Consider the following 17,274-nt stretch of genomic DNA (forward strand, 5'->3'; position numbering starts at 1 on the left):
GGGTAAATTCCTTTATATGGTAAACTATGTGCTTGAAGTCGTGTTTGAAAATTAACCAAACGTTATCCGTCATCCTAATCCACAAGAAAGCCGTATTTCAAAAACCTCGTGAAGACGAAGGATTCAAATATCAAATTCCAAATTCTATAATTTACCATCTACAATCTATAATCCATAATCAACCCCTTCGTACCCTCGTACCTCTATTGAAAAGATTGCTTCGCCCGGCCTTAGGCCTGACTCGCAAAGACAACCTGGTCCAAAACTTTACTCGCATGCTCATACCCCAGCTCAAAAGCCTTATCGATTCCCCTTTTGTCGAGAACGCCTATAAGACCAAGGCCTTCGGGCCTGAACAGGAGGTCAGGAATATGGAGTTTGTTCAGGGCACTGGCATGGAGCATCAGCAGGTTGGCCCGTTGAGAGATCTGCAGGGAATTACCGATCTCTTTTTTTGATACTTCCTGCATAGAAGAGGTATAGCTGCCAATGATGTAATCAGCTTGTCCCTGAAGGGGTTCCAACGGGAAGTTGTTCATGACGCCCCCGTCAGAATACAATTCGCCTTTGATCTCCACCGGGCTGAAAACAGGAGGCAGGGCGGCCGATGCCAGTAAGGGGTGAAGCAGCTCCCCGGTTTGAAAATACACCGGTTTTCCTTTCTGAAGATTCGTTGCGGTTACATACAATGGGAGATGTAAGGCTTCAAAACGGTTTTCCGGGAAAAATTTCTCCAGGGCCAGCATGTATTTTTCGGTGTCAAACAGTCCCGGCTTGTTGATGGTTACAAAATTATATTTAAAAAGAGGGGTCTCTTTGAAAAAGGCCAGCATATCATCCGGCTTGTAATTATTTGCAAGCAGGGCACCTACCAGAGCTCCTGCACTGACTCCTGATATGTAATGTGGGTAGATATCGTGTTCATTCAGGGCTTTGATGACACCGATATGGGCCATGCCCTTAACACCACCACCTGATAAGACCAGGCCGATCTTTTTATTTTCTTCCGGCATAGTTTGGAGATTCGATTACCGCTTCAAGGTAATGTTTTATTCTTAATACTACATCCTCCATTTCTATTTGAAACCACTCTTTTAGAGGCTGCTGTTGTTATCGAAAGGAATTCGGTATTTTTACGACTATATCTTTCAAATCATAGAAAATTATTCAATTCAACTAATTCAAAAAAAGGAAGATTATTATGAGAAGTGTTCTTCATAAATCCGATACCAGAGGAGATGCCAACCATGGGTGGCTGCATTCTAAGCATACATTCAGTTTTGCGGGTTATCACGATCCGCAACGCATGAACTTTGGGGTATTAAGGGTATTAAATGATGACCAGGTGGCCCCCGGAATGGGCTTTGGTACCCATCCGCATCAGAACATGGAAATTATTTCCATTCCTTTAGAAGGCGATCTTGAACATAAAGACAGTATGGGGAATACCGAGGTGATTCGCCAGGGAGATATCCAGGTGATGAGTGCCGGTACAGGGGTACAGCATTCAGAATACAATAAGAACAAGGACAAAGAGGTTAAATTCCTGCAGATCTGGGTGTTTCCTAACAAAAAGGATGTGACTCCGAGGTATGACCAGATCACCATGAATGTGGAGGACCGTAAGAATAAACTTCAGCAGGTACTATCGCCTAATGCTGATGACGAAGGTGTTTGGATCCATCAGAACGCATGGTTCCATATGTCTTCTTTAGATAAGGGGAATACGGTAGAATACCGGTTAAAGAACCCGGAGGCTAATGGAGTATATGTCTTTCTGCTGGAAGGAGCAGTGAGCATCAACGGACAGGAGCTTGAGAAGAGAGACGGATTTGGAGTATGGGACCTGGAATCATTACAGATCGAAGCCTCTGAAGATGCTGAGATCCTGTTAATGGAAGTGCCCATGAGCCTTAATTAATGATAACATATCCCGGCTTTCAGAGTCCGGGATTTTTTATGTCTTTTTATGAACATAGTAATCGAAGAAAACGACAAAAAAGGTGCCGCCATTGCTATGGATGGTGATTTAGAAGCAGGACGTATGACCTTTGTGAAATCATTTCCCGGGATGATCATTATTGATCATACGGAGGTGGGAGATGACTACCGCAATAACGGGGTAGGAAGAAAGATGTTAGATGCCATGGTAGAGAAGGCCCGGAAGGAATCCTTCAAGATCTTACCGCTTTGTCCGTATGCGAAAAGTGTTTTTGATAAAGATCCTTCCATTGCGGATGTACTGAAATAAATATATCACAGAGCCCTTTGTTCCCTGCAAGGTGTAGTTATAACAGGAGGGAAATGTTATGAATGCAATGGGTATCCTTTTTAATAACGCTACCTTCAGGTAAAAATTTATATATGGAAAAGTATTCAGAAAAGATCAGATGGGGTATTGTGGGCTTGGGCAAGATCGCCCGGAAGTTTGCTGAAGACCTGGCCCTGCATGATGATGCTGAACTCGTTGCGGTGGCTTCTAATTCCGAAGAACGAGGCAGGGATTTTTCAGATGAGTTTCAGGTAAGGCATGTCTTTGATTCCTATGAAGCCCTTTTTGCCTGTGATGAGGTTGATGTTATTTACATAGCCAATGTGCATACCCAACATGCTGCTACTGCTATTTTGGCTATGGATCACGGCAAGCACGTTTTATGTGAAAAACCCGCGGGCATGAATGCTCAGGAGGTTCAGGAAATGATCAGGGCTTCCCGGGAGAACAGGGTGTTTTTTATGGAGGCGCTATGGTCACGGTTTAATCCTTCCATCAGAAAAATAAAGGACCTCATTGATGAAGGAGCCCTTGGTCGACTTCGTTATATTCATGCCGACTTCTGTTTTTACGCCCTGGACAGGGACGTAGAGGGGAGACTTCTGAATCCTGAACTGGGCGGTGGGTCATTGCTGGATATTGGAATTTATCCTGTTTTTCTGGCTTACCTGCTGTTGGGGGCACCCGATGAGATCGATGCCCGGTCAAAATTCTTTCATACCGGGGCAGAGGTGCAGACTTCCATGCTATTTAACTATCCGAATGCACAAGCCGTATTGCACAGCTCGCTGGCAAATACAGCAAAAATGGAAGCCAGGATCTCCGGAGAGAAGGGAGAGATCTATATTCACCCGAGATGGCATGAAGCTTCCGGATTTACCATCGTAAAAGAAGAAGAAGAGGAAAAGACAGACCTGCCGGTAACCGGGAAAGGTTATTATCACGAGATAGAGGAGGTGCACCAAGGTATTCGCAGAGGTGTTTTGGAAAGTGAATTGTGGTCGCAACAGGATTCTCTTCAATTGATCAGGCTTCTGGATAAAATAAGGGAGCACTGCGGAATTACCTTCCCGTTTTAATAACTGCAAAAAAACGAGCTTCAGGTTTTAAAAAAGGGCTCCATTTCTTCACTGATCTGCTGCCGTAAAGCTTTGAGCTTTTCTGCATAAACAGCCAGTTGCTTTTCTTTTTCAGTATCCGGTTTCCAGGGTTTTACCGGCACGGGTTTCCCGTGTTCATCAACAGAGACAAAAACGATCACGCAGTGGGTCTTTTTTTCAAAACCTTCCTTCTCAAAATTCTTTGAATACACATCCACTGCAATGTGAATACTTGTCTTTCCTGTATAGATCACATAGGCGTCGATCTTGATAACATCTCCTATATTTATGGGTTTGTAGAATCGAATACCTCCCACGTAAACGGTAACACAATAGGTCTCTGCCCAGGTGCGTGCACAGGTATAGGCGGTTTGATCGATCCATTTCATGACCACTCCACCATGTACCTTACCGCCGAAATTCACATCGGTGGGTTCGCTTATAAATTGAAAGGTGGTTTTGTGCTGATCTTCCATAGGTTTATGCATTGTGTATTTCTTTAGCTGCCCTGACCCCCGATCGCAGTGCTCCTTCCATGGTACTTCTGAGTATGGTGGTATATTCTCCCGCAAAATGGATCTTGCCTGCAGGTTCCTGCAGGTTTTCGAGGTAGTTGGTCACATCGCCGGCTGCGGGCCAACTGGGGCCACCCAGGGCATAGGGATCGTTTTTCCAGGATTTGACATAGATATTACTGTTATAATGGTCGGCAAACCCGGGGTGTACTTTTTCCATATCTCTCCCCAGTACCGCCGCAACCTCAGTTTCAGACATAGCATCCAGGTCTCTCGCTTTTTTACCGAACACATAGCATTCAAGAATGGCTGAGCCACCCGGAGCCTCCATATTCAGGTGAGGTACCACCTGCCCGGTCATCAGGTCGGTATAGGCAAGGCCGGAGACCTGACGCTCATTCCAGTACGGACTGTCTACCTCAAAGTAGGCCCTGGTTAAACTTAGCGCCGGTACATGTTCCATAGCTTCTGTTTTTTCTACCGGCAGGTCGGGTGTAAAATTAATGGTACGCGCTACCTTATGGGGCAGGGCGCAGATCACATGATCGGCGGCATGGGTGGTGCCGTTTTCACAGGTTACAATGACCTGTTCTGACCTGGTTTCAACACTGTTTACCACGTACCCATAATTGATGACATCTTTCAGTTCTGAAGCCATGGCTCTCGGCAGGGTGTCATTGCCTCCTGCCAGCACAAAAAAGGAGGAGCCACTCATAAAGAGTCCGAAATCAGATACGGCCATGGTCAGGGAAGAGGTTTCTCCGGGAAGGGCGGCAAACCATTGGGTGTTTTTGAACAACTCGATGGCGCCATCACTGGCCCCTTGCTCTTTTAAGTATTCGGTCATTGATTTTTGATCGAGGGCCAGTAAGGGCTCTTCGTTCCAGTTTTCAGGGTTTGTGATCTCTGAAGGCAGGGTTTGTATGATGTATTTATTCACCATGCCCATGGGGCCCAGTTCCTGTTCTTCAGGGGTGAGGTCAAAAGGCCATTTTACCTTTTCTCCAGGCGCCACCTGCAGGGTTTCTCCATTGAGGACATAGGTGATGGGAGTTTCCGGGAAGGTCCAGGGTATCTTTTTCAATCCGTATTTTTCGATATAGGAATTAGCCAGGGTATAGGACTCTGAAAAGGCCACGGCTCCATCTTCGGCGTAAATACCTTCCGGAAAGGGATCGCGTACGGTAGAAACCCTTCCCCCCGGCCGCTCCCGGGCTTCCAGGATGGTTACCTGGTGACCACCCTTGGTGAGTTCCATGGCAGCCGACAAGCCGGCGAGACCTGCCCCGATGATCACAACGCGTTTTGGATCCTGGGATTTTGTGGTAATGAATTCACCGGCTTTTAAGGGTTCCAGAAAAAAAAGACCCGCCATACTGAGTCCTGCCTGCTGAATAAATGTTTTACGAGTGATCTGTCCTTTCTTAGAAGAAGAAGCTTTCATGATGCTGGTTGGTTATTGTATCTATAATTAGTTTTATAGCATCCGGCGGCAAGTGAAGTGATAAGGTTATCATGAAGTTACAAATTTTCAGGGAGTTAAGTGTCTTACCTGCCGGGAGGGTGATGATTTTTTGCAAAGGGGCAAAAGAGCTAAGGAGCAAAGGGGAGAAGGCGAAGATTCTACTATTGGCAGAATTTCAGACAGAAGTATTCCGACGAGAATTCACTAATACAAAGAAACTACCCTTCCCCTGGGAGGGAGGACCGAGCGTTTAAAAAAAACAGCCAGTGGCTGTTTTTAGTGAAGGGGCCAGCCGGCGCGAGGGATGGCGATGCCATGAGGCAGAGTGGTTAATTTACTCTACAGCAAATTAATTAAAATCCAACGTCAACGCTACCGGACAGTGGTCAGGACCCTATGAAGTGTATGATTAATTTAGTTTTTTAAGTACCCCTTCAAGTTTACCCTGGTAATACACTTCCAGGGCCATTACCTTGCTATGATCATCACCGGAAAATACGGGCTTATACATCACAAAATGGGTGGCCGGATAATGGTGGAAATGCTCAAACTCAAGTACCCCATGGTTTTTAAGGGGGTAAAGGGAAATGGGGATTTCATCACCATCAGGAGTTTTACTTTCACTGTATAAAATAACAAATTGGTTATCAGCTTTGCTGATGGTTGCATGAATAGGATACAACTCCGGGTCTCCTTCATATTGGCCTAAAAGTTGTTCTAAAGAATACGTATCAGGATTGCCGATTTCCATCTTGAATGCTGAAGCAAATTCATGTACCGATAGATAGGGAAGTATATTTAATGCTTTCGAGATTTGATAACGAAAAGGAGTGTCCACAGGCTGCCCGAGATTGGTCAGTATGATCATATCAATTTGGGTTCCTGAATTTTTTAAATATTCAGTACCAGCAATACCGGTATGGGATACAATCCGGTTATTTAAATTGGCCGAGATAAAGAAACCATAACCGTAAAAAATGGGCGTTCCATCATTTAATACATAGGTAGTAAACATAGAATCAATACTTTCTCTACTCAGGAATTGATCGCTGTTCAGCATGGCGTTCCATGTAATCATATCCTTCAATGTTGTATATACGCCTCCTCCAGCTCCCAGCTCTTTATCTATGAGCCGAAAGTCGTTTCTGTCCAGTTGAAGTCTTCCCTGATGCCAACGGTAACCTGTTGCCTGGTTAGGTCGTATACCGGTCACATCCATGATATAGGTGTTTTCCATTCCGAGTGAATGAAATATTTCCTTCTCCATAAACTCAGCATATGGCATTCCACTTTGTTTCTCCATGATCAATGAAAGCAGTGAATAGCCTGCGCCACTATATAAAAAATTGGTACCCGGCTTAAAACGTAAGGAGTCCTTTTTTAACCCTTCGTACATGATCTCCGAGGTATAAACCATATTATCTTTCACTGAATTAGATCCTCTTGATGAATCTTGACCGTCAAAAGGAAGTCCTGAGGTATGCGTCATTAAATGTTCAATAGTAATGCCTCTCCAGTCTACAGGAATGTCTGGTAAGTATTTATAAATGCTATCCTTGATGTGGAGCTTTCCTTGCTCCTGTAATTTTAAGATAGCCACACAGTCGTAGTGTTTTGAAATGGATCCCAGCCAAAATACCGTAGAATCGGTTACCGGCACCTTAAATTCGATACTCGCAAGGCCGTAATAAGATTCCTTTAGTACCTCACCATTTTGGATTAAAGCCAAAGCCACACCCGGGTGATGAAAATCTTTCATGATTTGTTCTACAACGCTGTCAATTTTCGCGTCAAAATTTTGATTCCATTCGAATTCCTGACCTCGGGATTCAACAGGAATAAAAAATGATGCTACCAAAAAAAAGGTGAGATATGTGGTGGAGGGCCGCAGTTTAAAAAGGCAGAAGGACATAGAGAATAGATTATTTACTATTAAATATATTTAATATTCTCTAATTCAGCAATATGGAGGAGCTGGCTATACTTTTTCTCTGAGAAATTATTTTTCATACCGTAAGGGTCAACGCCACCGGACAGTGATCCGACCCCATGATATCAGACAGGATCTCTATCTTTTCCACCTTGTCGACCAAGGATTCGCTGATCAGGAAGTAATCGAGTCGCCATCCAATATTCTTCTTGCGGGCGCTAAAGCGGTAACTCCAGTAGGTGTAGGCCACCTCCTCAGGGTGAAAATGACGAAAGGTATCTACAAAACCGTTTTCCAGGAATCGGGTCATCCCATCGATCTCCTTTTGAGTATAGCCTGCAGTCTTGTTGTAATTCGATTTGTCATTCTTCAGGTCGATAGCCTTGTGGGCCACGTTCATATCACCACAAACGATCACCGGTTTTTTCTTTTCCAGGCTTTTTAGATAGTTCAGAAAATCGTTATCCCAAGTCTCCCGGTAATCCAGGCGGACCAGTTTTTGTCCGGAATTAGGTACGTAGACATTCACCAGGTAGAAGTCTTCAAATTCGCTGCAGATCACCCGCCCCTCACTATCATGCTCCTCCTTGCCAACACCGGTAGAGGTACTCAAAAAATCATTTTTACTTAAAATGGCCGTCCCGGAATACCCTTTTTGTTCTGCCGCGTTGGCTGCAATGTTGAAGTCATCTGAAATATCGCTCAGCGCTTGTTCGGTCTCATCTACCTGGGCCTTGGTTTCCTGAATGCAAAGCACATCAGGGTTGAGGTCTTTTACAGTGTCAAAAAAATCTTTTTTAACCACGGCGCGGATGCCGTTCACGTTCCAGCTGACGATCTTCATAATGATGGTACTATTAATTCATCATAAAGTTATCGATTAGAATTCAAATGAAATCCTCAGGAGACTTATTTAAAAAGATCTTTAATTTTGTACTTGATTTCCGGTTAAGATATCGGGAACAAAAACCAGATTTAAAAAATACAGGTTGTTTTTATACCGTTGTCTTATACCATAATCAAATGCATATTTAAAGTTCATTTGCAGGTGGTCTTTCCAGATCCAGTAGCTCAGGCCAAATCCCAGGCTGCTTTTACGGTCATGGAAGGTGGCATCCCAGTAAATATCCTCTCCATTATCGTCTCCGATTTGCCAATTGTGTCCACCCTGAATGGATACTTCCAGTCTTTCGGTAAAGTATTGACTGATTCCGTATTCGAGAGAAAACCGGTCTCCGGGACGTACATCGGCATCTTCGATCTTGCTGTTGGTCTCATAGGTAAGCCCCAGCATGAGGGCTCTTGACTTGTCTTCTACCGGATAGAAATATCCATAGCCCTGGAACTGGTGGGTCCAGAACCCCAGCCCAACATTATCATTGCCCCCGGTTTCATATTTCCCGGTGGGGGCGTAGAAACCATACAAAAAGGTAACATCAGCATTGTCCAATCCCCATGATAGTCCGATGGGGGCTACGAACAGATCGCTTATTCCGGATACCTTTTCGTTGGCCCGTCTGGTGAAGGTGGTGTCTAAGATGGCACCATTTCGCTCGGTTATCACGGAAACATCAGCCGAAATATAATTCGCAGAAATACCTGCCATGTAGCGGGCTCCTAATACTTTGAAGTTGGAGGCCCAGAATACGGTAGGTATACTCGCAAAGGCATCCAGATTGGTGGAAACTTCAATGGGAGGAAGCCGCGGATTTATGTTTTCCAGGTTAATACGGTTAAAACCATTTCCGTTTCGGTCGATGTATTTATTGCTGGAGGCAAAGGCATTGTACCATAACACAAATAGTCCGGGTGGTGGGGTGGCCATATCCCGTACATTCGTCATTACGGGAGCATAATGCCCCCCCCTGAACGGGAGAAACGACTTGTGCATAGCCCGTTGGGTAAAAAAATACAGCCAACAGTAAAATCAACACCCACGGGTATCCCATCGGAGTGTTTGTACAGTGATTTTTGGTTTTCATGACTTATGGTTTTAGGTTCTCTGTATAAGCCATTACATGCATAAGTCCGGCGTAAGGAATACGTAAAATTCCGCCATAATAACGAGTTGTAAAATGATTAGTATCAGTGTTTTGGGTGTAAGGGTCGAATCCGAAATTATGGTCATTCAACCTGTTGTTTTTCCATTAAGAAAAAGCCTGGAAAAGAGGACCGGTTGACTGCCGGGAGTTAATTCATCATCCGGTATCTTTGTAAGATAATGATTAACTTGAAGAGAGTACGCTTCGTTTAAAAACGATTGGAGATAAAATGAAGATAAAGACTTCGAGAGTAGAAAGAATAATTAATAGCAAAAAGGCTGTTGGCCTGCTCTTAATTTTTCTTTCAATAACCCTGACGGCCCGGGCACAGGAAGATAAAATTAAAATGCTGGATTATTTCCGGGGAGAGCTGCATGTAACCAACAACGGTATTTCTCTTGTGCCCACATTTTCGGTTAATAAACCGGCCTCCATTTTATACCTCTATATGGGAAAGGGGAAGTTAAGTTTTGAGCCGGATATGCGATTTACCCTGGAGGGCAAACCCTGGACTTTTCTTTTCTGGTTTCGGTACCGGGCTATTACCACCGAGAAGTTTTCCCTTCGCGTTGGCGTGCACCCTGCACTGAATTTCAGGACCATTGATGCGGTCTCGAACGGCATTCAAAAGGAGGTTATAGAAACCAGGAGGTTTCTGGCAGCTGAATTAGCTCCATCCTATGCGATAACGAAGAATGTTAGTATGGGCATGTATTACCTGTATGCCTATGGTTTAGATGACAGCCAGAAAAACACCCATTATGTTGCTGCCAATAGCTCCTTTAGGAATATCAATGTATTTGGAGATTATTATTTAAACGTTTCTCCCCAGTTCTATTACCTGCGACTGGATGACGAAGATGGAACCTATGCAGCAGCATTTTTAAGATTTTATAAAAAGGATTTTCCATTGGCTATCGGAGCCATTTTCAATCAAACCCTGAACACCGTGATCAACCCTGAAGATAACCTGGTTTGGAATATTTCACTGGAGTATCGGTTTGGGAAATGGTGATATAGGGAAGTAGGGAAGTAGGGAAGTAGGGATATGGGGAAATTAAGATTCCTCCTTGAAGTGGAGGAGTAATACTTTTAGAAGACATACGACAAGACTTCCACGACAGGTTTAACCATGTGTTTGAACTAATCCCCTCCTTTCTAAGGAGGGGTACTCCGAAGGAGTGGGGTGGTTAAACCGAAGGTTGTGGCGATCTCCCCAAAGAAGGTACGAAGGTACGAGGGTACGTAGGTACGAAGGCAAGACGATTATAGATAATGGATTATGAATGGTTCGTCTTCGCGAGGTTTACATAGTAAACCGTAGCGATCTCACCAAGGGGGGATGAAGTCATTTGTAACCTGTACCGCGTACCTCGTAACTCACCCTCTATGTTTATCTCCGGAACTTGATGGAGGAGGGTTTTGCTCCAAGATAATATTAACTGATTAAATCGTTGTTAATCAGTTATTTAGAGTGTAATTTCGAAAATAAAATTACTTAATTCGAAATTATGTCATACCCAAGAAGTTTCTCGCATATAGGCCTTAATGTTCCTGATATTGAAAAAGCCGTAAAATTTTATCATGAGGTCATGGGGTGGTATGTGATCATGCCACCCACCCTGGTTACCGAAGAAAAGGAAACCCCTGTGGGGCAGATGTGTATCGATGTGTTTGGGGAAGGGTGGCAGGAATTTATGATCGCACATATGGCTACCTCCGACGGCATTGGGATCGAATTGTTCTCCTTTCATTTGAAAAAGCAGGAAGCTCCTGATTTTCAACCCATGCGCAACGGACTCTTTCATTTCTGCGTGCAGGACCCGGATATAGAAGGGCTCACCAAAAAGATCGTTGATGCAGGCGGGAAACAGCGGATGCCTATTCGCAGTTACTACCCGGGTGAAAAACCGTATCAGATGGTGTATGTGGAAGACCCCTTCGGGATCGTCTTTGAGATCTATACCCATAGTTATGAGCTGACCTATTCTTCGGGGGCGTATACTACAGTTAGCAGTTAGCAGTTTGCAGTTGCCGGTAGCAAAAACCAAGAACCAAGATAAAAGATTGGTTTTGTAAGAGTCACTGACTGATCACAAATACTTTGTCTCTTGTCACTTGTCACCTGTTACCTGTTACCTGTTACCTGTTACTTCTCTTTCCAAACTCCAACGTATATGCAAATCAATTATTTACTAAATTGACAATTGGTCTCGGGTTCGTACCGGGGCTTTGTAACTTTTATTACAATCTCGGTGAGAGGTAACATTTAAATTTGCCTTATTACTAATTATAAATAAACCGATTGAGGCGACCACTATGAATGAATTGGGTGAAAATCTGCGAAAACTGAGAAGGCAATTGAGCTTGCTGATGGGTGTGGTCATGGCGCTGTCGGTATTCATTTTCATTTATAGTTACAATACCACCCTGCTTGATTTCCTCCGATCTCAACCCACTACCTGGGAGCTGAAGATCCCTGAAGAGGAGTTTGCAGCGGGCGTTATGGATGCTGAGGTAAAATATGGCTACCTTATTTTAACGGAGACTTCCAAATGGATAGGTCCGGCAGCAGAAGATCCCTCCATGCGACATGCAGGAAACAACCTGGCGTGCTCGAATTGTCATTTAAAAGCTGGAACCCAAGCCGGTTCCGGATCGTGGGTTGGAGTTACCGACCGTTACCCTCAGTTTCGGGGAAGGGAAAATAAGGTAGGCACCATAGAAGAACGTATTAACGGGTGTATGGAGCGAAGTATGAACGGCCGCAAACTGGGAGAAGACACCCGGGAAATGAAGGCCATGGTAGCCTATATGACCTGGCTGGGAGAAGGGATGCCGGAAGAAAAGATCACCGAATTTAAAGGATACCCCGGGATACAGCTCCCTGAGGTGGCTGTTGACCTTGAAAAAGGAAAGGCTGTTTATACGCAACACTGTGTGATCTGTCATGGAGAAGACGGACAGGGTGCTCCTCAACCCAATGGCCCGGGCTATGTTTATCCGCCGCTGTGGGGTACAGATACCTACAACAATGGTGCAGGAATGCACCGGGTGATCACCGCAGCTGAATTTATTAGATCTAACATGCCTTACCTGGAGGCTACCAAAGACAATCCGAAACTCACCGATGAGGAAGCCTATCATGTGGCTGGTTATATCAATAGCTTTTCCAGACCTGAAAAATCGGAACTGGCGGCTGATTTCCCAGATAAGAAACTCAAACCGGTATCTACACCTTACGGACCCTGGACCGATGATTTTAGTCCGGAACAGCATAAATACGGTCCTTTTCAGCCCATTATTGAATACTATCAGAAAGAATACGGCATAAAGAAGACAAAATGATGTTGAAGAAAGTCCTGGTTTTCTGCCTTGTCCTCACTTCAGTACTCACCTGGTCTCAGGAAACACCTAAGAAAGGGTCAGCAGGAGATCTAAGCGGACAATGGCGGACGTTCTATATGGCGACCCTGAATAAGGGGGAGTTGAAAGATTTTAATGCCCTGGGCACAGGAGGTTTTATTAAGTATGAACACCGATGGCATTCAGGGTTTTACCTGGGCGGTGCCCTTTACACTACAGTGAATACAGGGATTCAGGATCTTACCGACCCCGATGCTATAACCGGAAGAGCAAGCAGATACGAGGAAGGGCTCTTTAACCTGGAAGATATTGAAGAGGTATGGACCGGCCTGCTGGGAGAACTCTACCTCGGTTATCAATGGAATACCCATGAAATTAAGGTGGGGCGTATGAAGTTAAAGACGTCGTTTCTCAATCCACAGGATGGGCGTATGATTCCTACCCTGGTCCAGGGTGCCTGGTATACTTACAGGGGCAAAAAAGGTGCTACTTACCAATTGGGAGTATTGGACCGTATTGCTCCCCGATCTACCAGTAAATTCTTTAACATAGGGGAGAGTATCGGACTTTACCCTGTGGGCAGGGATATCGCCGGACAGCCTTCTCAATACGGAGAGAATGTGCGTTCTGATTTTATAGGGATCGCCGACATAGCGATTCCGGTTTCAGAACGGTTGTGGTTACAGGTTTCTGATTATTACGTAGACAATGTCTTTAATAGTTTTTATGTAAAGCCGAGGTATCAAATTAGTGAACGATGGACTGCAGAGGCAGAGTGGCTGCATCAAAACCGGCTTAATAACGGGGGGAATGGTATTGATTCTCTGAGTTATTTCAGGGATAAATTTGCCGATGTATTCGGTGCAAGGGTTATTTATAATCTCAAAGGCTCTTCTTCTGTTTCCCTGGCGTATAATCGAATTACCCGTGCAGGGCGGTTCTTGTTTCCCAGGGAATGGGGACGGGAGTTCCTGTTTAGCTTCCAAAAACGGGAGCGGAGCGAGGGTACGGCCGGAAATCACGCCCTGGTAGCCTATTATAATACAAGGGTTGAAATCCCATCTATTGGAACAAGCATTCAATCATTTTGGAGTGTGGGCCAACATTGGAAAGATGACCCATTTGACCTGGCACTAAACAAATATGCGTTTCCGAGCTATGCCCATTTTAACGCCGATCTGTTCTTCAATATTAAAGGACTAAAAGGCTTCCGACCGGAACTTCTGGTGACCTATAAGGTGGCCAATGGGGACTATCCCGACAACCCGAACTATATTTTTAACAAGGCGGATATGTGGAATTTTAATTTGGTCTTGAATTATAGTTTTTAGATTGAGCTAAGGAGCTAAGGAGCTAAGGAGCTAAGGAGCTAAGGAGCTAAGGATAACAAACTCTTGCCTCGAACTCAAACCTGCCTGCGGCAGGCAGGCTCGTCCCTGAAACTGAAACTCGTCCCTCAAACTGAAACTCGTACCTCAAACTGAAACTCGTACCTGAAACATGTCTACGGCACGCAGGCTCACAATCTCACCTTTACCTTACGCCCAAACCGAAACCAGGCAAGGAAGCTCAAGACTACCATGGTAGCAAAGAGCACATAAACAAAGAAAGGAATGGGTACCGGATCTCCGGCGGCATAGCTGTGCAGACCGGAGAGATAGTAATTGACTCCAAAGGAAGTCATAATGATCGACCAAAAAGCGAACATACTGCTTACGTTTAATACAAATGGATTATTGAATTTAGGGATCAATCTGAGGTGAAGCACCACCGCATATACTATAATACTAATAAGCGCCCAGGTTTCTTTTGGGTCCCATGCCCAGTAACGTCCCCAGGACTCATTGGCCCATACCCCGCCAAGAAAGGTGCCCACAGCCAACACAAAAACGCCAATAGTCATGGAGATCTCGTTGATATAGGTAAGTTCTTTGATCCGAAGGTCGATCTTTCCGGCAATGGCTGTATTGCGAATGATCATCAGTATCATAACCATGAGCCCAAGGATGGCAGAAAGTGCCAAAGGTGCATAGCTACTCACAATGGTGGCTACATGTACCTTTAACCAATACGATTTTAAGACCGGCATGAGGTTGGTAATCTCCGGGTTGAGCCAGTCGAGATAACTAACAAATAACAGAGCTCCTGAAAATAGGGAGGCCAGAGGAAGGGCAAAATCTGATTTTCTGAAAGTCAGAAAACCGCATAGTAAGAGTACCCATGAAACAAATACCAGCATTTCATAACCATTGCTCCACGGGGCATGCCCTCCTACATACCACCTGAGGATAAGGTTACCTGTAAAAACAAGAAATCCGATCAGGGTGACAACCAGGGTGATATTCCAAAGGTAATCCAACCATTTAGAAGCTGTAAATATTCGGGCAACGGCGATGACCAAGAGAATGGCTCCGGTGGTAAATAGTAATTGGAACATCCAGAAATTAATGTTCAATTCATTGTATAGAAGTTCTGCGTTGATCTTTTTTTCTCCCGGAATGATCTCAGCTGCCAGCACTTCCTGGTAGGTCCTTATATATTCCAGTTTACCATTAGCTTCTTCCCAGTTCTTGCGCATGACATCATCAAAATACAGCGGAAGGATATTTTTGGCGAACCGTGCGTCTTCTGCTGCAAAGTCATTAAAATCGTGGGTGGGGGCAAACCAGGTATTTTCAGGGTCGTTGGCCTTAGGGAAGATCCGAAGGTAATCGCCCTGAAAAATTCCAAATACAATATTAAAGCGCTCATCTACCTTGATCACTTCCTTATCGGTTTCATTGCGTTCGGCGGGTTTCTTAAGGTTGGCTTCTTCAACGGCCTCTGCCAACAAGTAATTTCCTTGAGGGTCCAGGAAGGCATTAAAACTGAATTTTTCTGATCCTGACAGGGTTTGGGGCCTGAGATCAGGAGGCAGTTTTTCGGTATCGATCTTAATGAGGGGGATGTTACGCCAGATCTCCGGGGCCATATACATGGAAAGAAAAACCTGTTCCGGCGTGAGTTTGGCCATGCCTAGATCGGCAGGCATTTCCAAATAGGTTTTCCTGGAGATCTTTCTCAGGAATTCGGAAGCGAGGGAATTGATGGGTTTGATCCTTCCATCAAGATCCTGCACCAGGATCCTTCCAAATTGTGCTGCCTGATGGTCAGGTAGTACGGGTGTAATTTCTACAGGAGGTTGGGCCGTTACCAGGGTCGTTGCCAATAGCAGCGTAAGGGAGGCAAGTTGCTTCTGTTGTTTGATACGTTTTAACTTTCGATTGACAATTCTAAAATGGGACTGTTTGCCAAAGAGGGTGAAAAACATCCCCAGCCCCATGAGGAGGTAGCCCAGGTAACTTATATAGGTGCCCGGACGATCCCGGTTTACCGAAAGTACCGTGCCCAGTTCATCGGTATCATAACTGGCCTGGTAAAAGCGGTACCCCTTATGATCGAGCACGTGGTTCATATGAATGCGATAAGGCGAACGTGTATCTCCGTCTACGACCTGCACCTCACTGGCATAGGATGAAGGACTCGTAGAACCGGGATAGCGTTCCAGTTGGAAATCTTCAAGAAAAATAGCGAATGGAAGGTCAATAGACCTGGCTCCGAAGCTGATCGTGCCCGAATACCCACCGAGGGCAATGCGGTGGGAGATGGGGAGGAAGCCACTTCGGTAGAGGAGGTTGATCTCCTGGGTTTCCCCATTCAGTTGTAACTCACATCGAACGATATCGTCTTTATTATCTTCATTATCTCCCTCGTTTTTTGAAGTACTGACAAAGCTCATCGTTGCGTTTTCATAAACCCGGAGCGGAACAAAAGACAGATCGCCTTTTCTCAACAAGGTTCTTAGCGCAATGGATTGTAAAGAATCTTTAGAGATCTTTCCGGCTGTCTGATCGGACATTTTAAAATAGTCAAGGGCTATCGGACTCTGAATCCTTACCTCACCATTAATTACCCTGAAATTAACAAGGTCATCCCCGGAGGCTTCGTACCCCAGTTTGAGCTGGGGAGTCAGGGCCTGTATTTCTCCTTTTTTAAGTAAGATGGTTTCCCGACCTTGTCCGCGGCTCACCACCAGTTCTATCATTGGTTGCCCTTCGTTCTCTCCCTCTTCTACTCGTAATTCTGCATCGGGAATAAATTCTTTGATGATAAGGTCCATCTCTGTTCCCGAAAGATCCAGGGGAATGGTTGTGGGTAAGCCGGTCAGGGCACTGAGATTGGTTTTACGATCAAAATCGTGATGTTCTTTTCCCCTGGTCAGATGCAATCTGAGGTAGTTGTCACTTGAAATGACCGTTGAGGATTGTTGTCCTTCCCTGATACGCATTACTCCGGCCTCAGCCGTATATCGGGTAATGGCCGCTCCTAGCAGGATGACCAAAAAGGACAGGTGAAATAACAGGATGGCCCATTTCTCCTTTTTATACAAACGGTACTTAAAAATATTGGCCAGAAAACTTATAGCGAGACCGGCCATGACCACCTCAAACCACCAGCTGTCATAGATGAGTTCCCAGGCTACCGGGGTGCCGAAATCATTTTCGATAAAAGTTGCCGTAGCCATGGCAACCGCAAATATTACAA

At 44.9% G+C, this 17,274-nt stretch carries 14 protein-coding genes; 7 read left to right on the plus strand and 7 right to left on the minus strand.

The window, feature by feature from the left end; genetic code table 11:
* Nucleotides 1-230: 230 nt before the first annotated feature.
* Nucleotides 231-1,013, minus strand: a complete 783-nt coding sequence (locus tag E7Z59_RS11690; RefSeq protein ID WP_136336533.1) for a patatin-like phospholipase family protein — start codon at nucleotides 1,011-1,013, stop codon at nucleotides 231-233.
* A gap of 188 nt (nucleotides 1,014-1,201) precedes the next feature.
* On the opposite strand from E7Z59_RS11690, the gene E7Z59_RS11695 reads away from it, so the two are divergent.
* The 3 genes from E7Z59_RS11695 to E7Z59_RS11705 all read left to right on the plus strand — a co-directional run bounded on the left by E7Z59_RS11695 (nucleotide 1,202) and on the right by E7Z59_RS11705 (nucleotide 3,351).
* Complete coding sequence (locus E7Z59_RS11695; RefSeq protein WP_136336534.1) at nucleotides 1,202-1,921, plus strand: pirin family protein; 720 nt, start codon at nucleotides 1,202-1,204, stop codon at nucleotides 1,919-1,921.
* A 48-nt stretch (nucleotides 1,922-1,969) separates the two neighbouring features.
* Nucleotides 1,970-2,251, plus strand: coding sequence for a GNAT family N-acetyltransferase (locus tag E7Z59_RS11700; RefSeq protein WP_136336535.1), 282 nt, complete (start codon nucleotides 1,970-1,972; stop codon nucleotides 2,249-2,251).
* A gap of 113 nt (nucleotides 2,252-2,364) precedes the next feature.
* The gene (locus tag E7Z59_RS11705; RefSeq protein WP_136336536.1) at nucleotides 2,365-3,351 is read left to right on the plus strand and encodes a Gfo/Idh/MocA family protein; all 987 of its coding nucleotides are present in this window, start codon (nucleotides 2,365-2,367) and stop codon (nucleotides 3,349-3,351) included.
* A 20-nt stretch (nucleotides 3,352-3,371) separates the two neighbouring features.
* On the opposite strand, the gene E7Z59_RS11710 is transcribed toward E7Z59_RS11705, so the two are convergent.
* From E7Z59_RS11710 to E7Z59_RS11730, 5 genes are all read right to left on the minus strand, one after another.
* On the minus strand, nucleotides 3,372-3,860 hold the full coding sequence (locus E7Z59_RS11710) for an acyl-CoA thioesterase (protein ID WP_242015647.1): 489 nt from the start codon (nucleotides 3,858-3,860) through the stop codon (nucleotides 3,372-3,374).
* Nucleotides 3,853-5,331 carry a flavin monoamine oxidase family protein gene (locus E7Z59_RS11715; protein WP_136336537.1) on the minus strand — a complete coding sequence of 493 codons (1,479 nt, stop codon included), beginning with the start codon at nucleotides 5,329-5,331 and terminating at the stop codon, nucleotides 3,853-3,855. The genes E7Z59_RS11710 and E7Z59_RS11715 overlap by 8 nt, the downstream gene beginning before the upstream one ends.
* A gap of 430 nt (nucleotides 5,332-5,761) precedes the next feature.
* Complete coding sequence (locus E7Z59_RS11720) at nucleotides 5,762-7,264, minus strand: serine hydrolase domain-containing protein (protein ID WP_136336538.1); 1,503 nt, start codon at nucleotides 7,262-7,264, stop codon at nucleotides 5,762-5,764.
* A gap of 94 nt (nucleotides 7,265-7,358) precedes the next feature.
* Nucleotides 7,359-8,126, minus strand: coding sequence for an exodeoxyribonuclease III (locus tag E7Z59_RS11725; RefSeq protein WP_136336539.1), 768 nt, complete (start codon nucleotides 8,124-8,126; stop codon nucleotides 7,359-7,361).
* Between the two features lie 81 nt (nucleotides 8,127-8,207).
* A complete protein-coding gene (locus E7Z59_RS11730; RefSeq protein ID WP_136336540.1) occupies nucleotides 8,208-9,173 on the minus strand; it encodes a SphA family protein in 966 nt (321 codons plus the stop codon).
* 380 nt (nucleotides 9,174-9,553) lie between these two features.
* On the opposite strand from E7Z59_RS11730, the gene E7Z59_RS11735 reads away from it, so the two are divergent.
* From E7Z59_RS11735 to E7Z59_RS11750, 4 genes are all read left to right on the plus strand, one after another.
* Nucleotides 9,554-10,339, plus strand: coding sequence for a hypothetical protein (locus E7Z59_RS11735; RefSeq protein ID WP_242015648.1), 786 nt, complete (start codon nucleotides 9,554-9,556; stop codon nucleotides 10,337-10,339).
* A gap of 496 nt (nucleotides 10,340-10,835) precedes the next feature.
* Nucleotides 10,836-11,345: a lactoylglutathione lyase family protein gene (locus E7Z59_RS11740; RefSeq protein ID WP_136336541.1), complete on the plus strand. Its 510-nt coding sequence runs from the start codon at nucleotides 10,836-10,838 to the stop codon at nucleotides 11,343-11,345.
* 298 nt (nucleotides 11,346-11,643) lie between these two features.
* A complete protein-coding gene (locus E7Z59_RS11745; protein WP_199287182.1) occupies nucleotides 11,644-12,672 on the plus strand; it encodes a c-type cytochrome in 1,029 nt (342 codons plus the stop codon).
* A complete protein-coding gene (locus tag E7Z59_RS11750; protein ID WP_199287183.1) occupies nucleotides 12,669-14,021 on the plus strand; it encodes a hypothetical protein in 1,353 nt (450 codons plus the stop codon). The genes E7Z59_RS11745 and E7Z59_RS11750 overlap by 4 nt, the downstream gene beginning before the upstream one ends.
* 188 nt (nucleotides 14,022-14,209) lie before the next feature.
* Here the strand turns inward: E7Z59_RS11750 and ccsA are convergent, their stop codons facing one another.
* Nucleotides 14,210-17,254: a cytochrome c biogenesis protein gene (ccsA, locus tag E7Z59_RS11755; protein ID WP_242015649.1), complete on the minus strand. Its 3,045-nt coding sequence runs from the start codon at nucleotides 17,252-17,254 to the stop codon at nucleotides 14,210-14,212.
* Between the last annotated feature and the right edge of the window lie 20 nt (nucleotides 17,255-17,274).

This window comes from Robertkochia marina, assembly GCF_004799345.1.
Lineage (GTDB): Bacteria > Bacteroidota > Bacteroidia > Flavobacteriales > Flavobacteriaceae > Robertkochia > Robertkochia marina.